The 16,738-nt window shown below is 70.4% G+C and carries 16 protein-coding genes; 10 read left to right on the forward strand and 6 right to left on the reverse strand.

Annotated elements, in window-relative coordinates; all coding sequences use genetic code 11:
• The first annotated feature begins 186 nt into the window (after positions 1–186).
• Positions 187–2,067, forward strand: coding sequence for a putative PEP-binding protein (locus tag ON30_RS14440; RefSeq protein ID WP_040707477.1), 1,881 nt, complete (start codon positions 187–189; stop codon positions 2,065–2,067).
• Positions 2,068–2,309: 242 nt separating this feature from the next.
• A complete protein-coding gene (locus ON30_RS14445; RefSeq protein ID WP_051029345.1) occupies positions 2,310–3,938 on the forward strand; it encodes a CocE/NonD family hydrolase in 1,629 nt (542 codons plus the stop codon).
• Positions 3,939–3,979: 41 nt separating this feature from the next.
• Here ON30_RS14445 and ON30_RS14450 read toward each other — a convergent pair whose 3' ends face one another.
• Positions 3,980–4,747: a class I SAM-dependent methyltransferase gene (locus ON30_RS14450; protein WP_040707478.1), complete on the reverse strand. Its 768-nt coding sequence runs from the start codon at positions 4,745–4,747 to the stop codon at positions 3,980–3,982.
• Positions 4,748–5,029: 282 nt separating this feature from the next.
• On the opposite strand from ON30_RS14450, the gene ON30_RS14455 reads away from it, so the two are divergent.
• Positions 5,030–5,539 carry a hypothetical protein gene (locus tag ON30_RS14455; protein WP_051029346.1) on the forward strand — a complete coding sequence of 170 codons (510 nt, stop codon included), beginning with the start codon at positions 5,030–5,032 and terminating at the stop codon, positions 5,537–5,539.
• Between the two features lie 104 nt (positions 5,540–5,643).
• On the opposite strand, the gene ON30_RS14460 is transcribed toward ON30_RS14455, so the two are convergent.
• Complete coding sequence (locus ON30_RS14460; RefSeq protein ID WP_051029347.1) at positions 5,644–6,063, reverse strand: TetR/AcrR family transcriptional regulator; 420 nt, start codon at positions 6,061–6,063, stop codon at positions 5,644–5,646.
• Positions 6,064–6,602: 539 nt separating this feature from the next.
• Here ON30_RS14460 and ON30_RS14465 point away from each other — a divergent pair.
• Both ON30_RS14465 and ON30_RS14470 read left to right on the forward strand, forming a co-directional pair.
• Positions 6,603–6,971, forward strand: a complete 369-nt coding sequence (locus ON30_RS14465; protein ID WP_040707480.1) for a roadblock/LC7 domain-containing protein — start codon at positions 6,603–6,605, stop codon at positions 6,969–6,971.
• On the forward strand, positions 6,968–7,384 hold the full coding sequence (locus ON30_RS14470) for a roadblock/LC7 domain-containing protein (RefSeq protein ID WP_040707481.1): 417 nt from the start codon (positions 6,968–6,970) through the stop codon (positions 7,382–7,384). Before ON30_RS14465 ends, ON30_RS14470 begins: the two co-directional genes overlap by 4 nt.
• Positions 7,385–7,391: 7 nt before the next feature.
• Here the strand turns inward: ON30_RS14470 and ON30_RS14475 are convergent, their stop codons facing one another.
• Together ON30_RS14475 and ON30_RS14480 are read right to left on the reverse strand one after the other, a co-directional pair.
• A complete protein-coding gene (locus ON30_RS14475) occupies positions 7,392–8,129 on the reverse strand; it encodes a serine hydrolase (protein WP_040707483.1) in 738 nt (245 codons plus the stop codon).
• A gap of 17 nt (positions 8,130–8,146) precedes the next feature.
• Positions 8,147–8,578 carry a DUF7144 family membrane protein gene (locus tag ON30_RS14480; RefSeq protein WP_051029348.1) on the reverse strand — a complete coding sequence of 144 codons (432 nt, stop codon included), beginning with the start codon at positions 8,576–8,578 and terminating at the stop codon, positions 8,147–8,149.
• A gap of 842 nt (positions 8,579–9,420) precedes the next feature.
• Here ON30_RS14480 and ON30_RS14485 point away from each other — a divergent pair.
• The 4 genes from ON30_RS14485 (at position 9,421) to ON30_RS14500 (ending at position 14,296) form a co-directional block, all read left to right on the forward strand.
• On the forward strand, positions 9,421–10,155 hold the full coding sequence (locus ON30_RS14485; RefSeq protein WP_051029349.1) for an IPT/TIG domain-containing protein: 735 nt from the start codon (positions 9,421–9,423) through the stop codon (positions 10,153–10,155).
• Between the two features lie 103 nt (positions 10,156–10,258).
• On the forward strand, positions 10,259–11,182 hold the full coding sequence (locus ON30_RS36120; protein WP_051029350.1) for a hypothetical protein: 924 nt from the start codon (positions 10,259–10,261) through the stop codon (positions 11,180–11,182).
• A 31-nt stretch (positions 11,183–11,213) separates the two neighbouring features.
• Positions 11,214–11,954 carry an HAD family hydrolase gene (locus ON30_RS14495; protein WP_040707562.1) on the forward strand — a complete coding sequence of 247 codons (741 nt, stop codon included), beginning with the start codon at positions 11,214–11,216 and terminating at the stop codon, positions 11,952–11,954.
• Positions 11,951–14,296 (forward strand): glycoside hydrolase family 65 protein, encoded by a 2,346-nt coding sequence (locus tag ON30_RS14500; protein ID WP_040707484.1) that lies wholly within the window; start codon positions 11,951–11,953, stop codon positions 14,294–14,296. Before ON30_RS14495 ends, ON30_RS14500 begins: the two co-directional genes overlap by 4 nt.
• 4 nt (positions 14,297–14,300) lie before the next feature.
• On the opposite strand, the gene ON30_RS14505 is transcribed toward ON30_RS14500, so the two are convergent.
• Entirely contained in the window at positions 14,301–15,332 is a 1,032-nt protein-coding gene (locus ON30_RS14505) for a medium chain dehydrogenase/reductase family protein (protein WP_040707486.1), read from the reverse strand.
• A gap of 74 nt (positions 15,333–15,406) precedes the next feature.
• Positions 15,407–15,703, reverse strand: coding sequence for a hypothetical protein (locus ON30_RS14510; protein ID WP_051029351.1), 297 nt, complete (start codon positions 15,701–15,703; stop codon positions 15,407–15,409).
• A 56-nt stretch (positions 15,704–15,759) separates the two neighbouring features.
• Between ON30_RS14510 and ON30_RS14515 the strand changes: the two genes are divergently transcribed.
• Complete coding sequence (locus ON30_RS14515) at positions 15,760–16,737, forward strand: NAD-dependent epimerase/dehydratase family protein (RefSeq protein WP_040707488.1); 978 nt, start codon at positions 15,760–15,762, stop codon at positions 16,735–16,737.
• The last annotated feature ends 1 nt before the right edge of the window (position 16,738 follow it).

Here is a 16,738-nt window from a genome sequence, read left to right on the forward strand (position 1 = left end):
CCGGGTACGAGATCCCGTGCGTCACGCAGTCATCGGTGAAACGCGATCCGGCAAGTCCGGGGTGGCGGCGGATCGCCGTGCGTCACCCGCCGACCGAGGGAATCGAGGGGTGGGATGGCCGTGGAGGGTCTGGTCCGGCCGACGGCGGACACATCGGCGCGGCGGGTGAGTCTATTGTGCGCGCGAGTGGGGAAGGGCGAACTCGAACCCGCCGCCGCGCTGGCCGAGGTCACCGCCGCCGAACTGGGCCGACTGCTCGGCGGCGGCCTGGTGACCGGCGAGGACGCCTTGGCGCGCGGTCGCACCCGCTCGCCCGGAGTCGCCGTGGGCGTGCTGGCCATGTCGACCGAGGTCGCCGCCGAACTCGACCGCGCGGGCGTGGCTTTCGTCCTCGCGGTCGACGACGCCGACCCCACGTATTTCCCCGCCCTGGCGGCCTGCGCGGGCTACTTCACCGCCGACCCCGGCGGCGACGCCTTCGGGCCCTCGCGCGCGGTCGCGGGCGGTCGTCCCACCGTGATCGCCGTGCCCTACCGCCGCACCGTGTGCGAACAGATCGCCGCCGTCCGCGCGATCGAGACGCCCGACGGTCGCCGTATCGACCTGCGCGTTCCCGCCACCCGCACCGCGATCTTCGGCGACACCGCCGTCGCCGAGGGCGAATGGATCTCCCTCGACGCGGTCACGGGCGCCCTGCACGCGGGCCGGGCGGGCGTCGAGTACTCGCCGGTCGCCGAGTTCTACCGGCTCGCCTGGGATCTGGTCGAGGAAGCGGTCGCCTACGGTCTCACCGCCACCCACGTCGACGCGGTGCGCTCGTTCCCCTCCCTGCCCACCCGCGAACCGGTCACCGCCCGGTTGACCGCGCTGGCCGCCGACCCGGTCCTCACCGGCTACTGGCTGATGCTCGCCGAAGCGCACCGCCGCCGACGCCTGGACGTGTGGACCACCGCCCACACCCCCGAGGCCGTCGGGCGCGCCGTCCTGCTGACCAGTCCCGTGCACGTCCACCACGACGCGTGGGTCAGTTTCGACGTCCCGGCCGTGCAGGTCGGACTGGTCCGCGACGAGCGGATGTGGACCGACGAGATCGACCTCGACATCCTGCGCTCGCTGGTCCTGGGCCCCGACCTGGTGCCCGAGGACCGCTGGCGCGACGTCGTCGAGGACTACCTGCTGCGCCACACCGCGCGCCTGACCCGGACGCTGGCCGAGGCGCGCGGGGGAGTGGTCGTCCTGCGGGCGCTGTGCCTGTCCTGCACCGGCCTGCTGCCCGCCGAGGACGACATCGACCGTCTGGCCGAACGGTGCCGGGTGCCCGCCGAACACCTGCGCGAGGTCGTCGCCGACGTGATCAGCGCCGGGGAGACCCAGGGCTGCCGCGGCGCCCGACTGCTGAGCCAACGCCCCGACCTGGCCCGCCTGTGGCTGACCGCGGTCTGCCGGGCCGTGCGCGCGGTCGCCGACAGCGGGGAACCCGCCCGATTACGCATCCTGCTGCCGACCGTGACCGTCCCCGAGGAAGCCCGCCGCTTCCTCGCCGAACTCGACGCCGTCGCACCCGAGATCCTCGGGCGCGCGGGCCTGACGCTGCTGGACGGGGTGTCGGTGGTGATCGAGACGATGGGCGCGCATCTGCTCGCCGGTGATTTCCTCGCGCTGCGCTCGGAGGTAACCGCGGTCGACGGCGCGATGATCGGCGGCGCCGATTTCACCGCCGCCTGCTTCACGGTCGACCCGCGCGACGCGGCCCGCACCGTCTTCCCGGGCTACCTGCGCGCGGGCATCCTGCCCGCCAGCCCCTTCGACACCCTCGACCCGCTGGTCGGGCGCGCCGTCCTCGATCTGCTCGACCGCACCGGCGAGGCCACCCCGCTCATGGGTCTGGGCGGCGAACTCGCCGGTTCCTGGGACGCGGTGGCGTGGCTGGCCGAACAGGCCGCCCCGCGCGGCCTGCACTACGTCACCACCGACCCCGACACCGCACCGAGCGCCCTGTTCGCCGCCGCCGGCGCGGGTCGACCGACCACACCCCGCCTACGAGCCATCCGCTCCGCCGACTCCTGAATCCCCGCCGGCTCCCGACTCACGCCGGCGTTTCGCCTGGTCGCGGATTTCGCCTCGGGGGTGGGGGGCGGGCTGTAGGATTGGGCGCGGGTGAGGGGTGGTCGATACTCGAGAAGTCAAGGTGTGCAAGGGGATTCGACAACTCTGCCCGGTCCCGAGCAGGTCCTTTCCGAGTGCCCGCAGCGCGGCGGGTCGCGGTTGCAGTGCTGTCCACGTACGACCACGCATCGAGAGGAACGGATATGTCACGTCCCCATCAGGATCGATTGCGGTTGCTGTCCCCCGATCAGGAGGCCGATGTCGACCGGGTCGTCACCGACCTGCTGACCGGTGTCAGCGCGGGCGTTCCGGCCGACCTGGTCGACGACATCGCCAAAGTGCGCGAACAGTGCCGGTTGGGCGCGGAGCGGATTCCCGGCGCGGGGGTGATGCTGGACGGGTTCGCGGCCTGGCCGCTGTTCGGCGGTCCGCATCCGCTGGTCGTGCTGCCCGCGGGCCTGGACCCGAAGGGCTGGAAGATGTACAGCGGCGCGATCGTGCGCCTGCTGATGCGCGGGTACGCGGTCGTGGCCTACACCGAGCGCGGTCTGCCCGGTTCGGAGGGCGAGTTGACGGTGGCCGGTCCCGAGGACGTCGCCGACGGCATCGCGGTCATCGACTGGGCGCTGGATCACGACCGACTCGACGTCGACCGTGATCGCGTCGGCATGATGGGCATCTCCTACGGTTCGGGCATCAGCCAACTGGTGGCGGCGGCCGACGACCGGGTGGGCGCGGTGGTCGCGTTGAGCACCTGGGCCGATCTCGGGGAGGCCCTCTACGACAACGGCACCCGGCACCTGATGGCGGTGGAGGCGCTGGCCGCGATCAGCGAACATCCCAGCGCCGACCTGCTGCGGGTGCTGGCCGATTTCCGCGCGAACGAGAACATCGGCGAGGTGCTGGAGTGGGCCGCGCCGCGTTCACCGGCGCGCGTGTCGCAGCGGCGGGTGCCGACCTTTTTCACCAGCTACTGGCACGAGACGATCTTCCCGCAGAACCAACTGCTCGACCACTTCGACCGCTACCAGGGCGACAAGCGACTGGATCTGGCGATCGGCGACCACGGCGCGGTCGAGATTCCCGGCCTGACGCTGGGCGTGCACACCAGAACCACCGAGGCCGCCTACGACTGGCTCGACCACCACCTGCGCGGGGTGGACAACGGCATCGACCGCGACGGTCTCGTGCACATCGAGACCATGCACAATTTCGCGAAAGAGGCGGCGGCGGACCTGAAGTCCTGGATCCGCCCGTCGCGGCGCTACTACCTGGAGGCCCCCGAAGCGGGCAGCACCGACGGCGTGCTCACCGAGTTGTCGACCTCGGGCTACGGGCAGAGCATCCAGGTCGGCGACGCCCAGGTCCGCGCGGCGAGCACTCTGGTGTTCGACGGCTTCCTGGAGCGGTTGCTGATGCCGAAACGGCAGCGGTTGGCCGAGGTCGACCGTCGGGCGGCGGCGGTGTGGAGCACCGAGGGGTTCCGCGAACCGCAGCGCGTCGCGGGCATTCCGGAGTTGCAGGTGACGGTGACCCCGTCGGAGGACGAGGTCACCGTCATCGCCTACCTGTTCGACTTGCAGCCCTTCACGGGGGCGCTGACGATCATCACCCACGCCGCCGTCACGGTGGACGACGCGGTGGCGGGCGAACCCGCGCCCGTGCACATCCGGTTGCAGGCCACCGACTACCGGATCCGCGCCGGTCACAAGTTGGTGCTGATCGTCGACACCCGCGACCCGCTCTACGGTGAGGACAACACGGACGGGTCCACGATCACCCTCTCCGATCATCACGGAGCGGCCTTCGTGGACGTCCCGCTCTCGAGCTGAGCGCGACGGCGGGCGTCCGGGGCGGTTCCGGGCGTCCGCGTCTAGCGGATGGCGACCACGACCCGGTCGTCGCCGTACTGCCACACGAGGCCGGCTTCGGCGAAGCCGGCCTCGCGGGCGAACTGGACGTAGTCGTGCACGGTGGGCCGATCGTCCACGACGTGCGCGAATCCGCCGTCGCGCAGGCGGACCAGGTCGGCCAGTTCGGGCGCGTCCTGGACCGCCGCCCACCACGCCGTCCAGTCCTCGGCGTCGGCGGTGCCGTTGCGTTGGGCCCGCCGCCGCGTCATCGCGCGACCCAGCGCGTCGAGTCGGGGCCCGCTCGCGCCCTCGTAGAGGTGGTCGCCGTCGACGAAGACGCCGCCGGGCGGCAGCGCCCGCGCGCAGGTCTCGATCAGTCCGCGCAGCGGGGTGCGGTTCATCCAGTGCAGGGCGGTGGTGCTGACGAAGGCGTCCGGCGCGCGGTCCAGGCCGAGTCCGTCGAGCCAGGTGTCCGTGCGCAGGTCGGCGTCGACGGCGCGGAATCGCCGCGGGTCGAGGGTGAGTCCGGCGAGTCCGAGCAGCAGCGGGTCGGCGTCGACGCCGACGATGGTGGCTTCGGGGATGCGGCGCAGCAGGCGCTCGGACAGTGTGCCCGGCCCGACGCCGAGATCCACGATCAGCGGATCGGGGCGGTCCAGGAGTTCGACGAGGACGTCGCCGATGACCTCGAAGCGCTGTTCGCGGTCGGGCATATAGTGTTCTTGTTGCCGGTCCCAGCGCCGCACCCAGTAGCGGGCCCGTTCGACATCGAGCAGTACCCGCGTCATCGGAGCCTCACCGCGTGTCCGGCGCGGCTTCGGCAGAGTGTTCTGTGACACGCGAAATCGCTTGCTGGATGCGATATCTCGTGCGTTGTCCGGCGGTTCGTGGCTCGGCCCTCCTCGGTTGTCGACTGTGCTCGGTCACGTCCGGGAGACATCGTAGGCAAGCGTGATCACCCCCATTGACAGCGGTCACCGATTGGGGCGTCGAGTTCGGGGTATTGCCTCCCGCGAGTCCGGGGCGACGATGCCCCTCCGCATCGACGCCATGACCGGAAAGGATCGGAAATGACAGGAACCCTGGTCGATCTCCCCGTCGAACGCGAGCGGATCGCGCATCCCACCCCGGGGGCGCGCCGCGACCGTTCGGGCGCGCCGACGCTGTGGCGGGAGGCCAAGACGGTGCTGGTCGCGCAGCGCCGCGGCCCGCGCGAGGTGGTGACGTTCCCGCGGTTGGTCATTCCGATCGGGGACAATCAACTCGCCTTCGGGCTGTCCTCGCGTTCACGGGAAGCGGACGAATTGGCCAGGGACAGTCGGGTCCTGGTGCAACCGGGAGATTGGCGCGGCACGCCGGCCCTCGGTTCCCACGAGCGCGAGGGCGTCGCCCAACTGGTCAGCGCGGGCACCCTACTGCCCTACGTGCAGTCCGAATTGGACGCCAAATACCGCTGGCGCGTCCCGATGTCGCGCATGTTCCACCGGTTGTTCCGCCGCGAGGCCACGCCCTACGGCGACGCGGTGGTGCTGGTGACGGTCGATGAAGCCGGCCACCTGCCCTTCCTTCCGTTGCCCTGACCGCTACCGCGCGCCGTAGGCCGCGACGAATGTCCTGCCGCCGCCTCGGCGATGGCTCGGAGTTCGGGCGCGCGCACCGTGCGGGTGCCCAGGCGCGAGCGGTTCTAGAGCGGCGCGGCGAGTAGTGCGAGCAGTTGTTCGGCCGCCACCTCCGGGTCCTCGGCGCGCAGTTTCCCGGCCAGGGTGAGCCTGGCGAGTCGGTCGGTGAGCGCGTCGAGGGTGCGTCCGGCGGTCTGGTCGCGCACCAGCGTGATCAGTTCCGGGTGTCCGTAGGCCAGGCGGCGCAGGGCGTGCGAGCGTTCGTCGTCGCAGACGCGCAACAGTCGATGGGCGACGTCGTCCAAGGCGGCGCGTGGGTCCTCGCCCGTCGCCCGGAGTCGGTCGAGCACCGCCACGCAGTCCGCGCCGACGGCCTGCGCGACCAGTGTCACCGATTCCCGCAGCAGCGCGTGTTTGTCCTCGAAGTGGTTGTAGACGGTCGGTGTGGCGACACCGGGAGGTGATCCGTTGCGGCAGGAGATCACCGAATTGTTCCTGGAGAAGGTGCGGCGCCATCCCGAATGGGGTGAGCTGATGGCCGCCATTCCCGACAGTCCGATCGCCGCCGGTGCGACCGATTAGCTCACCTCTGTGAAATCTTCCGATTCTAATTCGCGGGCGTTTTCGGCGGATTCGCGCGGCCGGTAATCCGGATACCGGCCCCGCGTGTTGTGTGGTGTCACGAACTTCCGTGAGATCCCTCGGTAGCAGCGGTTTTCGGACGTGTCGCTGCGGGTGGGTGCCGTTACCCCGATCCTGTTCCGCTCCGGAATTCCGGCTCTTGTGTGTGTTGCGAAGGTTGCGATCGAGGATCTCGACCAGTCGTCGGGTAGTTGCTAAGCTGTCGCTGCCCACGGGTACCGACCGGTTCCTATGGCGCATAACGAGTTAGTGCGATCGCCACGAGCACCTTCACGACCGTCACGCGACGGCGAGGGCGCCCGGTCGGTCGAGATCACATCGAGGGTGCCCTCGGCCGACCGCGAAATCGTTGTCGCCGAAGGGGTTCAGGAGTTCGGAACAGATGAAGCTTGACGACGCGCTGCGCGACGGAATGAGCGTGGACGGTGCGATCGGCATCGCGCTGGTCGATATGCGCAGCGGAATGCTGCTGGCCAAACAGGGCGGCCACTCCCTGTTCGACCTGGAGATGGCGGGCGCGCTCAACAGCGAGGTGCTGCGCGCGAAACTGCGCGCCATCGAGGCGCTGCAACTCGACGACGAGGTGCAGGACATCCTGGTCACCCTGGGCGCGCAGTACCACATCATCATGCCGCTGGTGCGCGGAGTCGACGAGAAACTGTTCCTGTACCTGGCCCTGGACAAGGAGCGCGGCAACCTCGCGCTGGCCCGACACCAGTTACGGCGGGTCGAACAGGCGATCAGCCTGTGAATACGGCGAATCGGCACGAGGTCCTGCTCGGTGACCCGCGGGCCGTCGCGCGCGTGCTGCAACGGGCCTGCCGCGAGATCGAGGATGTCGAGCACGCGGTGCTGACCAGCCGGGACGGCCTGGTCGTCGCCGCGAACGACGAGGCGGGCGGTTCCTCCGGCGAGGACACGGTCGCGATGCGCGGGTCCGCGATGGCCGCCGCCGCGGCCGGGATCGGTGACCATTTCGTCGGACTGGTCACCCGCGGTCGACTTCAGGCCGCCGTTTTCGAAGCCGACCGCGGGTGCGTCGGAGTGTTCCCGGTCAGTTCCACCCTGCTGCTGGTGGTGACCAGCATGCCGCAGGTGAACCTCGGCCGCTTCAACGCCGCCGCCAAGCGGGTGCTGAGCATGCTCCAGGAACCGCAGGTCTGAACCGCCGCTACGGGAACGGCACGGCCAGCGAGGCCTCGATCATCGCCTCCAGCACGTCGGTGGTCTGCTCCTGCGGGGTGCCGAGCGTGATCGCGGCGACCGTGAACCCCGGGCCGAAGGACGCCGAGGCGACCTCCTGGGGCGGCAGATCCGACCACCCCCACTTGGTGCCGCGCACGCCGGGCAGTCGCGCGGTGCCCCAGTCCTGCGCGGTGCCGTCGGCCGCCACGGGCGTGGCCTCGGTCATCCACCGCAGGATCGGCGAGGTCGGCTCCGAGGTCTGCTTGGCCGACAGGAAATCCGCGAGATCGGCGGCGCTGGTGAGCGAAGTGCTCCAGGCGCCGGTGGTCGAGGTCTGCTCGAGTCCGTATTCGGTCGCGACGGCGGCGATGGCCCCGGGATACTTCGCCTCGATGGTGTCGGCGGCCGCGTTGTCGGAGAAACGGATCATGCGTTCGCTCAGGGCGATGTCCTCCTCGGAGCCGTCACCGTGACGGAGCGCGTAGTCCGCCAGATACAGCTTCGCCATCGACAGCGCCCCGCGGACCTCCTCCTGATTCGCCGTGCCCCAACCCACCCCGAACGGCGTCCGCACGGCCAGGGTCGTGCGGCTCGGCACCGCGTCCAGTCCGGGAAGCGGCGGGAAGCCCTCCGGCTGTGCCGAGGCAGCGCCCGCGCCCGAACAGATCGTCGCGACCGCTATCGCGGCCACCGCACCTCGCAGAAACCGTGCTCGAGAACCCATTGTCGTCTCCTCGCCGCTCACGCGGACTTCGTCGGCCGCCAAGTGGTCGCGGCCCAGATGACGGCCACGCTGAGCGCGATGACCAGCGTCGACCACGCGGGATAGTGGGGTAGGGACAGGAAGTTCGCGACGATCACCAGGGCCGCGATGCCGATGGCGGCATAGCGACCCCAGGTGGTGCCGAACATCAGACCGAAGGCGCAGATCACGCCGACCGCGCCGAGGATCACGTGGATCCAGCCCCAGGTGGTGGTGTCGAAGGCGTAGACGTAATCGACCCCGGCGACGTAGAGCTCGTCGTCGGCGAGGGCGACGGTGCCTTGCAGGATCGACCCCGCCGAGGCCAACAGCAGCATGACCGCCGCGACCACGGCGATCCCCGCCGCGGCGCTCTGCTTCTGGAACGGCTCCGTCGGCGGGGGGATCACGACGTCGGGTTGCCGATGCATGCTGACTCCTCGTCCCGTCTGAGACCTTGCCCCTGCGATTGTGTGCGCCGCGACAGGCCGCCGACCTCACCTGTTGCGGGTGAGGGAGGTCGGATCGAGGTGTCGGCGACCGCGTGACCCCGGGTACCGATGATTCGGGGCAATGGCCGGAGCGCTCGTGCCATTCGGCGAGAACCCCGCCCACCGCCACGGCCGGGCGAGCTGTGGCCGTCGGCGAGGCCTCGGCCCGCCGGCGGTCGCGGCGCCGCGACCGCCTGGGTGACGATGCGCGGTGACGCAACACCTCGGAATCCCGAGCAGCTCACGAATGACAGGTGTGCCGACAGTTCGATCTCGACCCGCTGTGCATCCGCCCGCAGTCCCCCCGCTGAGTCACGAAACCATCGTTCTTTCAAGTGATATCTGCCCTGGCATCCTCCTACCCTCGAGGGCGACCCCGATGAAGTCGACGAATTGCGTGCGAAGTCAGTGGTATTCGCTGTCGGGGTGGTCGCACCCGCCCCGACGATACGGTGTCGGCAGAGCGCCGACGACGGTTGCGGACCGGTGCCCGGCGCGCGGCCCGGTGGCGGCTCGGCGTGTCTCGACGATCGGTCGGCAATCCGGATGGGCCGCGCCCTCCGCGGCGAAACACGCACGGCAGCAATGCGGCACGCGGTGCGGCGCGACGCGGGGTGCGATCCTGTCACCCGTGGGCAACGCGAACGAAAACAGACTAAACCGGACAGCGGATTCGTTGCTCGCGGAGGTTTCGAGGGTGTTAATGGAAGTACCGGGTCGTTCGAGAACAGGGCCTCCCGGGTCGGGAAATCCACTGCCATAGCAACCTAGGAGGCAGCATCATGCCTACCATCACCTCCCTCGCGCCCGCGTCGGGTCCCGCCACCGGCGGTACCTCCGTCGTCATCACCGGGACCGATTTCGGCGGTCCCACCACGGTGCGCTTCGGCGCCACCGCGACCACCTTCACGCTCGACTCCGACACCCAGATCACGGCGGTCGCGCCCGGCGGGGCGGTCGGCACGGTGTCGGTCACGGTCAGCGACAACAACGGCACCAGCAACGGTTCGGACTACGAATACCTGTCCGTGCCCTCGCTCACCGTCGCCGCGCCGAACCAGGGTTCCACCGCGGGCGGCACCACGGTGGTGCTCACCGGCACGGGGCTCACCGATGTCACCGGCGTGGATTTCGGTGGCACACCGGCCACCTCGTTCACCGTCGACTCCGACACCCAGATCACGGCGGTCGCGCCCGCGGGCACCGGCATCGTGCCGATCACCGTCACCGCGCCCGGCGGGGTCAGCGGGGCGGTACCGTTCGTGTACGTCGTCGTCCCGACCGTCACCGCGGTCGCGCCGGCGTCGGGGCCCGAGGCGGGCGGAACGACGGTGACGATCACCGGGACCGATTTCACCGGTCCGCTGACGGTGCGCTTCGGTGGTACCGCCACCTCGTTCACGATCGACTCGGACACCCAGATCACCGCCGTCGCCCCGCCGGGAACCGGCAGCGCGCAGGTGACGGTCACGGGTACGGGCGGCGCCGGTGCGGGCGTCGCGTACACCTACAACTGAGACGGGGCCGGGCCGTCGGATCTTCGACGGCCCGGCACTCACCACCGGAGGCCGACGGGGCGGTCTCCGGGATCCGAGACATCGATTCACCGAGGGGGTTGCGGTGCCGACGTTGTTGAAGACGCTGCTCGCGCAGCGGGAGCTCGGGAGCCATCCGGCGTTCCTCGCGGCCTACGACCGCTGCGCCGCCCAGCTCGATCCGCCGCTGCCGCCGGGGCACGGCCCGGCCAAAGCGCAGTACTACCAATGGTTGTCGGGCCGGATGGTCGGTCTGCCCCGCGACCACCACCGCCGCGTGCTGACGCGGATGTTCCCGGGCTGGACGGTGGAGAAGTTGTTCGAGAGCGCCGATTCCGCTCCGCCGCCCGCTCGCGCTCCGGTCGACGCCGAATTCGCCGCGTTCCTGGGCGCCGAGGCGATCGTGCGCGGCCTCACGGTGGTCTATCCGACCGACCCCGCGGGTACCGTCCCGGAACCGGATCTGCGCGCCCTGCTCGCGGTGACGTCGCTGTTCCGGGATCATCCCGCTCTGGCCCTGGGGTACTGCGCCGATCGCGAGGCGCTCGATCGGCCGCGTCGTCCGTATCTCGGTCTCGGCGCGCGGTGGCTGCGGCACTACCCGCGGGCGGTGCGGTCTCCGCTGTTCGCGGTCACGGGCACCCAGTTGGTCCTGAGCGACGGCACCCGGGTCGAGGTGGAGCAGGGCGGTCTGGTGGCCCGGGTGCGGCCCTCGCCCGAGTACCCGGACCGATTCTGGTTCTTGTGCGCGGGGTTCGGGGCGCACGGCGGTGAGGTGGCTTGCCGGTACTTGGTGGACCGGTGGCGGTCGCTGCACGAGCGCGCCCAGGATCGCGATTTCGTCGCGGTGGTGGACGCCGGGGACGCGGGGGTCCGGCAGACCGCGTTGTACGTGGGTCCGCCGCGCCGCGCCGGGGCACGGGGGTGCCGCGCCGATCCGCGATCGCGCGCCTCGGATTCGGCGGGTCGGGGATTGGCGGTCGGCGGGCGGGGTATCGCCGAATCATGATCGGTGCGGTGGAGCGCGAGGGGGCGCGGTGGTGACGGGTCTGCCCGAGACGGTGACGGCGGCGCTGTTCGACATGGACGGTGTGCTGACCAGTACCGCGGCGCTGCACCAGCGCGCGTGGAAGCAGGTGTTCGACGCCTGGTTGGCCGAACGCGAGGGGCCGGGATACCGGCCGTTCGACGAGCACGACTATCTCGCCCACGTGGACGGCCGCCCCCGGCCCGACGGTGTGCGGGAGTTCCTGCGCTCGCGCGGTGTCACGCTGCCGGAGGGGCAGCCCTCCGACGGCCCCCACGCGCAGACGGTGCACGGCCTCGGCAACGCGAAGAACGCGGTGCTGCTGGCGCTCATCGAGCGCGAGGGCGTCCAGGCGTATCCGGGCTCGCTGGACTATGTCGCGGCCGTCCGGGAGCGGGGACTGCGGATCGCGGTGGTGACGTCGTCGGCGAACGCGCCCGCCGTCCTCGATGCCGCCCACCTCACCGACGCCGTCGACGTCCGAGTGGACGGTCGCACGATCGCCGAGCAGGGCCTACGCGGCAAACCGGCGCCGGATTCCTTCCTGGCCGCCGCCCGCGCGTTGGCCGTCGAACCCGCGCACGCCGCGGTGTTCGAGGACGCCATCTCCGGGGTGCGGGCCGGACACGACGGCGGCTTCGGTTACGTCGTGGGCGTCGACCGCGTCCGCGACGGCGAGCACGCGCGAGCGCTGCGGGCGGCGGGCGCGGACGTGGTGGTCACCGACCTGTCCGAACTGGGAGCGCGGCGATGACGGCCGGGCGCGGCGGTTTCGAGATCGCCGAGTGGGAATTGCGCTGGAACGGGATGGATCTGGACGCGCTGGCGCGCACGGAATCGATCTTCGCGCTGTCCAACGGCCACATCGGGATCAGGGGCGGGCTCGAGGAGGGGGAACCGGTCGGCACCCCCGGCACCTATCTCAACGGGTTCTACGAGAAGCGCCGATTCCCCTACGCCGAGCACGGTTACGGATATCCGCAGCACGGGCAGAGCCTGGTCAACGTCACCAACGGCAAGATCATCCGCCTCTTCGTCCAGGACGAGCCGATGGATCTGCGGTACGGCGAGATCTCCGAGCACAGCCAGGTCCTCGACTTCCGTTCCGGCACACTGCGCCGCGAGACGGTGTGGACCTCGCCGACGGGTCGGTGCGTGCGTGTGCGCACCGAGCGGCTCGTGTCGTTCACCGAACGCGCGCTGGTCGCCATCCGCTACGAGGTCGAACCCCTCGACGACGACTTGGACTTGGTCGTGCAGTCCGATCTGCTCACCAACGAGCCGATGGACGGGGCGGGCGACGATCCGCGCGCCGCCGCCGCGCTGGACCGGCCGCTGGTCTCCGACTTCGCGGTGACCCGCGGTTGCTCGGCCGTCCTGGCCCACCACACCCGGGAGTCCGGGCTGCGGATGGCCGCGGGGATGGACCACGAATTCGAATCCAGGCAGGAGCCGCGCCGCGACATCCACGCGGAGGAGGATCTGGCCCGGCTCACCATCGCCGTCGACGTCGCCAAAGGCGAATGTCTGCGGCTGACCAAATATCTCGGGTACGGGTGGTCGAGCAAACGCTCGATCCCGGCGCTGCGGGCCCAGGTGGACGCCGCGCTGGCGGCCGGGATGGAGACCGGCTGGGACGAACTGCTGCACCGCCAACGCGAGTACCTCGACACGTTCTGGGCCAACGCCGACATCGAGATCGACGGCGACCCGGAGATGCAGCAGGCGGTGCGATTCGCGCTGTTCCACGTCTTGCAGGCGGGGGCCCGCGGTGAGACCCGCGCGATTCCGGCCAAGGGGCTCACCGGGCCGGGCTACGACGGTCATTCGTTCTGGGACACCGAGATCTTCGTCCTGCCCGTGCTGACCCACACGATGCCGGTGGCCGCGCGCGACGCGCTGCGCTGGCGGTATTCGACGCTGGACTCGGCGCGGCAGCGGGCCCGGGAGTTGCGCCAGTCCGGGGCGATGTTCCCGTGGCGGTCGATCAACGGCGAGGAGGGGTCGGGGTATTGGCCGGCGGGCACGGCCGCGGTGCACATCTCCGCCGATATCGCCCACGCCACCGTCCGGTATTTGGCCGCGACCGAGGATCACCAGTTCGAGGCCGATTGCGGGGTCGAACTGTTGGTCGAGACGGCACGCATGTGGGCCAGTCTCGGACACCACGACAAGGACGGCAGTTTCCGCATCGACGGGGTCACCGGGCCCGACGAGTATTCGGCACTGGCCGACAACAACGTCTACACCAACGTGCTGGCCCAGCAGAATCTGCGCGAGGCCGCCGAGGCGTGCGTGCGCAGGCCCGAGATCGCCGAAGGACTCGGCGTCGACGAGCAGGAGATCCGGGTCTGGCGCGAGTGCGCGAAGAACATGACCCTGCCCTACGACGAGGAATTGGGGGTGCACGAACAGGCCGAGGGGTTCACCCGCCACGCGCGCTGGGATTTCGCCGCGACCCCCGCCGACCAGTATCCGCTGCTGCTGCACTACCCCTATTTCGACCTGTATCGCAGGCAGGTGGTCAAACAGGCCGACCTGACGTTGGCGATGTACCTGTGTCCCGACGAGTTCAGCGCCGAGCAGAAGCGCCGCAATTTCGAGTACTACGAGACGTTGACGGTGCGCGATTCCTCACTCTCGGCGTGCGCGCAGTCGGTGATGGCGGCCGAGGTCGGCCACCTCGGTCTGGCCTACGACTATTTCGTCGAGGCGGGGCTCACCGACCTGCATGACCTGCACGACAACGTCGCGGGCGGACTGCACGTCGCCTCGCTGGCGGGGACTTGGCTGTGCTGCGTCGCCGGTTTCGGCGGTCTGCGGGTGCACCGCGGCGAGGTGGATTTCACCCCGCGCCTGCCGGATCGGCTGGAGCGCCTGGCCTTCCGCATCCTGTGGCGCGAGAGCCGAATCGGTGTGGAGATCACCGCCGAGGGGGCGACCTACCGCCTGCTCGACGGCGACCCGGTGACGATCGGCCATCACGGTCGGCACGTCACTTTGGGCGAGACTCCGGTCACCCTGGACATCCCGCCCGGCCCGGCACTCACGCCCCCGCAATTGCCCGCCAATCGCGCCCCCTACCGCCGCGAGTGACCGTTCACGGTTCGAGCACCACTTTGCCGACCACGGTGCGGGATTCGGCGAGTCGGACGGCTGCGGCGATCTCGGTCAGCGGCATGCGGGCGGCCACCTGCGCCCGCACCGTCCCGCCGGCGGCCAGCGCGAACACCCGTCCCAGGTCCTCGCGCAGTCGGGCGCGGAAGGCGTCGGTATCGCGCAGGCCCGCCCACAGGTTGAAGAAGCGCGCGGAACGCCTGTTGGGCACGGTGTTCCACCACAGCAGGCGGGCGATCAGTTTCAGCACCGGCAGTCGGGAGTTGCCCGCGTCGTCCTTGGTCGCGGCGCTGCCGTAGGAGACGAGTGCGCCGCCGGGAGCGAGCAAGCCGAAGGAATCGACGATGCCCGGGCCGCCGACGTGGTCGAACACCGCGTCCACGCCGTGCGGAGCCAGCGCCCGGACCCGCGCGGGGATGTCGCCCCGGTAGTCGATCCAGTGCGCGCCCAGTGCCCGCACCGCGTCGGCGTTGCGCGCGGAAGCCGTTCCGATGACCTCGATTCCGGCGGCCCGGGCCAGTTGGACGAGTACGGAGCCGACGCCGCCGTTGGCTCCGTGTACGAGAATCGTCGCACCGGAAGGGGTCTCGGCCACTCGGTGCAGCATCTGCCAGGCGGTGATCCCGTTGACGACGAGGGTTTCGGCTTCGGCCGCGTCGAGTTCGTCGGGCACCGCCACCAGATCGTCCGCGTCGACCAGCAGGTGACTGCTCCACCCGCCGATCTTGGTCAACGCGGCGACCCGCGTGCCCAGCAGCGCGGGGGAGACCTCCGCGCCGACGGCCACGACTTCACCGACGAGGTCGTAGCCCGGCACGAACGGGAACGGTGGTTGGTCGTAGTACTTCCCGCGCCGCATCTGCTGTTCGGCGAAGGAGACGCCGGTGGCGAGTACGCGCACCAGCGCCTGTCCGCGCTCGGGCCGTCCGAGTTCGCGGGTCCTGAGCTGGAAACCGTCGGGGTCGACCTGTCCGGGCAGGACGACTTCCAGGGCGGTGACGCTGGCGGTGGTCATGTTCTCTCCTTGTGTGTGACTGGTCAATCACTCTCGGTGTGTGCGAAACCCGCACGCCAACGGGCGGGTCGCGGCTAGCGGGTGGCGGGGCGGTCGGGGTGGCGGATGCCCGCGGTGAGCATGCGCGCCCACGGTTCGCCGGTGTCCTCTATGTCGAGGGTCGTGATGAGGTGGCAGAGCTGTCCGTAGGCGATGAATCGTTGGACCTGTTCGGCCTCGCCGCCGGATCGGGTCGCGGCGAAGTCGGTGACGCGCGCGAGTCCGCGTCGCATGGCCTGCGCGATCTCCGGGATGTCGGTCGCGGACTGGGCGTGCACCTGGAGCATCAGCAGGCGGTTGTCGGCGAGGAGTTCCGCGTAGGCCCCGCCCACTACTCGCGCGGGTCGACCCGCCGTTTACCGTGATAGCCGTCGGGCATCCGCCGGACATGGGACTGACCGTTGCCGTCACCGGGCCGACCGGCGAGATCGGGATCTCCGCCGTCACCGCACTCGAACGCGATCCCGCCGTCGACCGGGTGATCGGCATGGCCCGAAGTCCGTTCGACCCCGCCGAACACGGCTGGACCAAGACCACCTATCGGCAGGGTGACATCCTCGACCGCGCCGCCGTGGACGACCTGGTCCGCGACGCCGACGTGGTCGTGCACCTGGCCTTCCTCATCATGGGTTCGCGCGAGGAGAGCGCGCAGATCAACCTGCGCGGCACCCGCGCGGTCTTCGAGGCGACGGTGGCCGCGCCGCGCCCGCGCCGACTGGTCTACACCTCCTCGGTGGCCGCCTACGGCTACCACGAAGACAACCCCGTGCCGCTCACCGAGGACGTCCCGCCGCGCGGGTCCGACGAGCACTACTACTCGCGGCAGAAGGCCGACTGCGAGGCCGCGCTCGCCGAGATCACCGACGGGACCGACCTCGAGGTCTACGTCCTGCGGCCGTGCATCGTGGCCGGTCCCGCCGCGCCCGCCCTGGCCGAACTGCCGTGGAGCCACCTGCCCGACATCTGGCGCAACGCGAGCAAGTCGGTCCCCGTGCTCAAACCGGTCGTGCCCGATCCGGGCGCGGCACTGCAACTGGTGCACCACGACGATGTCGCCTCGGCCATCGCCACGGCCGCCACCACCGACGCGCCCGCGGGCGCCTACAACATCGCGGGCGACGGCGTGGTGACCCTGTCCGAGGTGGTCACCGCGCTCGGCGGGCGACCGGTCCGCGTCCCGGGCGTGCTGGGCAAGGTGGCCGCGGAAGTGGTGTCCCGCACGCCGTTCGTTCCCCCGGTCATGGAATGGATCCACATCATCCGCGCCTCGGTCGTGATGGACACCGACAAGGCCAAGACCCAACTCGGCTGGCGACCCGCCCACACCACCGCCGAAACCCTGGAGTCCCTCGCCGCGGACCGCTGAC

Source organism: Nocardia takedensis NBRC 100417, from assembly GCF_000308695.1.
Classification (GTDB): Bacteria; Actinomycetota; Actinomycetes; order Mycobacteriales; family Mycobacteriaceae; genus Nocardia; species Nocardia takedensis.